This is a genomic window from Kitasatospora sp. NPDC101155 (assembly GCF_044768305.1).
Classification (GTDB): Bacteria; Actinomycetota; Actinomycetes; order Streptomycetales; family Streptomycetaceae; genus Kitasatospora.
Genome location: NZ_JBIWPN010000128.1, coordinates 1 through 4,366, shown reverse-complemented (window position 1 = coordinate 4,366; position 4,366 = coordinate 1). Strand labels below are relative to the sequence as shown.

Here is a 4,366-nt window from a genome sequence, read left to right as displayed (position 1 = left end):
CCGCCTACGCGGCGGGCAACGCCTACCTGGACGCCCTGGCGGTCCACCGCCGCTCGCTCGGCCTGCCCGCCGTCTCGCTCGCCTGGGGCCCCTGGGCCGACGTGGCGGGCATGACCGGCACGCTCACCGACGCCGAGGCCGAGCGCATCGCCCGGCTCGGCCTTCCGGCCATCGCCCCGGAGCAGGGTGTCGCGCTCTTCGACGCGGCCATCGCCACCGGACACCCGGCCGTGCTGCCGGTCCGCCTCGACCTGGCGGCGATGGCCGCACACGGTGAGGTGCCCGCCCTGCTGCGCGGCCTGGTGCGGGGCCGCGTGCGGCGCGCCGTCGTCGCCGGTTCGGCCGTCTCGGCGGGCCTGGCGCAGCGGCTGGCCGGCCTCGGCAGCGAGGAGCGGCGGGCGGCCGTCCTGGAGCTGGTGCGCGACCAGATCGCGCTCGTGCTGGGCCACGAGGGCGGCTCGGCGGTCGACCCGTCGCGGGCGTTCCAGGACCTCGGCTTCGACTCGCTCACGGCGGTCGAGCTGCGCAACCGGCTGCGGTCGGTGACCGGCCTCCAGCTGCCGACCACCGTCGTGTTCGACTACCCGACGGCGAGCGCGCTGGCCGGCTTCCTGCTGGAGGGCCTGTTCGGCACCGAGAGCGTCGTCCACGTCCCCGAGGCGATGCCGTCGCTGTCGGACGACCCGATCGTGATCGTCGGGATGGCCTGCCGCTACCCGGGTGGCGTCGAGTCGCCGGAGGACCTGTGGCGGTTGGTGGCCGACGGCGTGGACGCGGTCTCCGGCTTCCCGACGAACCGCGGCTGGGACGTCGAGACCCTCTACAACCCGGACCCGGACCACGTCGGGACGTCCTACACGCGCTCCGGCGGATTCCTGCACGACGCCGGTGAGTTCGACCACGAGTTCTTCGGCATGAGCCCGCGCGAGGCGCTGGCGACGGACGCACAGCAGCGTCTGCTGCTGGAGACCTCGTGGGAGGCCTTCGAGCGCGCCGGCATCGACCCGGTGACGCTGCGCGGCAGCCGCACCGGCGTCTTCGCGGGTGTGATGTACGCGGACTACGCGAGCCTGCTGGGCGGTGGCGAGTTCGAGGGTTACCAGGGCAGCGGCAGCGCGGGAAGCGTGGCCTCGGGCCGCGTCTCGTACACGCTGGGCCTGGAGGGCCCGGCGGTGACGGTCGACACGGCGTGCTCGTCGTCGCTGGTGGCGATGCACCTGGCTGCCCAGGCGCTGCGCAGCGGTGAGTGCTCGCTGGCGCTGGCCGGTGGCGTCACGGTGATGTCGACGCCGAACACCTTCGTGGAGTTCTCGCGCCAGGGCGGCCTTTCGGCCGACGGCCGGTGCCGGTCGTTCGCGGACGCGGCCGACGGCGTCGGCTGGGGCGAGGGCATCGGCATGGTGGTCCTGGAGCGCCTGTCGGACGCCCGCCGGAACGGCCATCGAGTGCTGGCGGTCCTGCGGGGGAGCGCCGTCAACCAGGACGGTGCCTCCAACGGTCTGACGGCACCGAACGGTCCGTCGCAGCAGCGGGTGATCCGGCAGGCTCTCGCGAGCGCCGGGCTCTCGACGGCCGATGTGGACGCGGTGGAGGCGCACGGCACCGGGACGACGCTGGGCGACCCGATCGAGGCGCAGGCCCTGATCGCCACCTACGGCCAGGACCGCGAACTGCCGCTGCTGCTGGGCTCGATCAAGTCGAACATCGGCCACTCCCAGGCCGCGGCCGGCGTGGCCGGCGTGATCAAGATGGTGCTCGCGCTGCAGCACGGCCTGCTGCCCCGCACCCTGCACGTGGACACGCCCTCCTCGCACGTCGACTGGACGGCCGGCGCCGTCGAGCTGCTCACCGAGCGCACCGACTGGCCGGCCACCGGCCACCCGCGCCGCGCGGGCGTGTCCTCCTTCGGGATCAGCGGCACCAACGCCCACGTGATCCTGGAGCAGGCCGAACCCGAGGCCGTGCAGGGCGCTGCGGTGACGGCGGGGGCGATGCCCTGGGTGATGTCCGCCAAGTCCGAAGCGGCGCTGGACGCTCAGGTCGCGCGGCTGACGGAGCTCGATGAACTTCCCGCTGGCGATGTGGCGTTCACCCTGGCCGGGCGGTCGCTCTTCCCGTACCGCGCGGTGGTCGTCGACGGGGCCGAGGTGGCCCGAGGAGTCGCGTCGGTGGGCAAGAGCGCGTTCCTCTTCTCCGGTCAGGGCTCGCAACGCCTCGGGATGGGAGAGGAGTTGTACGCTCGCTTCCCGGTGTTCGCCGACGCGTTCGACGCCGTCTGCACGGCGCTGGACGAGCACCTCGACCAGCCCCTTCGCAGCGTCGCGTGGGGCACGGACGAGGAGCTGCTGAACCGGACCGCGTACGCTCAGGCGGGTCTGTTCGCCGTCGAGGTGGCGCTGTTCCGGCTGGTCGCATCGCTGGGCGTGCGGGCCGAGTTCGTGGCGGGGCACTCGATCGGTGAGGTCGCGGCCGCGTACGTCGCCGGGGTGTTCTCTCTGGCGGACGCCTGCAAGCTGGTGGCCGCCCGTGGTCGGCTGATGCAGGCGCTGCCAGATGGTGGTGCGATGCTGGCCGTGCAGGCGACGGAGGACGAAGTCCTGCCGCTGCTCGGCGAGTTCGTGTCGATCGCCGCCGTCAACGGCCCGACCTCGGTCGTCGTTTCGGGGGCGGAGGAGGCCGTCGCGGCGATCGAGGCGCACTTCGCCGACCGCAAGACGAACCGGCTGCGCGTCTCGCACGCGTTCCACTCGCCGCTGATGGACCCGATGCTGGCGGACTTCCGTGAGGTCCTCGACGGGCTCACCTACGGCGCGCCGTCGATCCCGGTGATCTCGAACCTGACCGGCGCACCGGCCGAAGGCCTTCAGACACCCGACTACTGGGTGCGCCACGTCCGCGAGGCCGTCCGCTTCAGCGACGGCGTCCGCACACTCCACGAGGCCGGAATCACCCGCTTCCTCGAACTCGGTCCCGACGCCGTCCTCACCGCCCTCACCGCGAGTGCGCTGCCCGACGGTGAGGCCGTAGCGATCCCGGCGCTCCGCCGCAACCGGGCCGAGGAGCACACCCTCGTCGACGCCCTCGCCCGTCTCCACGTCCACGGCGCCGCGGTGGACTGGGCCGCGCTGTTCGCCGCCACCGGCGCCCGGCACATCGACCTGCCGACGTACGCCTTCCAGCGCCGCCGCTTCTGGCCCGCGCCCCTGGCCGCCCGCGGCGGTGACGTCCGTTCCGCCGGCCTCGGTGCCACCACGCACCCGATGCTCGGCGCGGCCGTCGAACTGGCCGACGAGGACGGGCTGGTGCTCACCGGTCGCCTGTCGACCGCCGCCTTCCCGTGGCTGGCCGACCACACCGTCCAGGGCACGGTCCTGGTCCCGGGCGCCGGTCTGCTCGAACTCGCGCTGCGCGCCGCCGCCGAGGTGGGCTGCGAGCAGGTGGAGGAACTGACCCTGGCGGCACCGCTGGTGCTGCCCGAGCACGGCGCGCTCCAGCTCCAGCTCCGCGTCGTCGCGCCGGACGCCGTCGGCCGCCGGGAGCTCACGATCCACTCCCGGCCGGACGGGGATCCGGACGCCGGGTGGGTCCAGCACGCGGCCGGTTCGCTGGCCGCCTCCGGAGCCGTCGAGGCGGAGTCGTTCGACGTCTGGCCGCCGGTCGGCGCGGAGCCGCTGCCGGTGGAGGGCGCGTACGAGCGCATGGCGGAGTCCGGCTTCGGCTACGGCCACGCCTTCCAGGGCCTGCGCGCGGCCTGGCGGCGCGGCGACGAGCTGTTCGCCGAGGTCGTGCTGCCGGAAGGCGTCGAGGCCGACGGCTTCGGCGTGCACCCGGCGCTCCTCGACGCGGCCATGCACGTCGCCATCGTGGACGCCGGGAGCGACGACACCGTGGTCCCGTTCGCGTGGACGGGCGCGGCGCTGCGCACCGTCGGCGCGTCGGCGGTGCGGGTGCGCCTGGTCCGGCTCGACGGTGGCGGGCTGCGGCTCGACCTCGCCGACCCGGCGGGCGGGCCGGTGCTGACGGTGGCCTCCGTGAAGGGCCGGGCGGTCTCGGCGGGGCAACTGGGCTCGGCCGACCCGCTCTACGCGGTCGAGTGGTCGGAGCTGCCGACCGCCCCGGACGCGGAGTGGATGTCCTGGGACGCCCTGCCCGCCGAGGGCCCGGCGCCCGAGACCGTCGTCCTGGACTGCGCGGCCGTGGCCGCCCCGGGCGACGACGTCCCGGCAGCCGTGCGCGAGGTGACGCGGCACGTGCTGCGCGCGGTGCAGGCGTGGCTGGCGGAGGAGCGGTTCGCGGCGTCGCGTCTGGTGGTTGTGACGCGGGGTGCGGTGGCGGTGCGTGCGGGTGAGCCGGTGGATCTGGCGCA

1 protein-coding gene is annotated in these 4,366 nt (G+C 74.5%); it reads left to right on the top strand.

Features of this window, described 5'->3' with window-relative positions; translation table 11 throughout:
* The coding region (locus tag ACIRYZ_RS46215; protein ID WP_402955691.1) for a beta-ketoacyl synthase N-terminal-like domain-containing protein at positions 1 to 4,366 on the top strand (4,366 nt) is incomplete at both ends.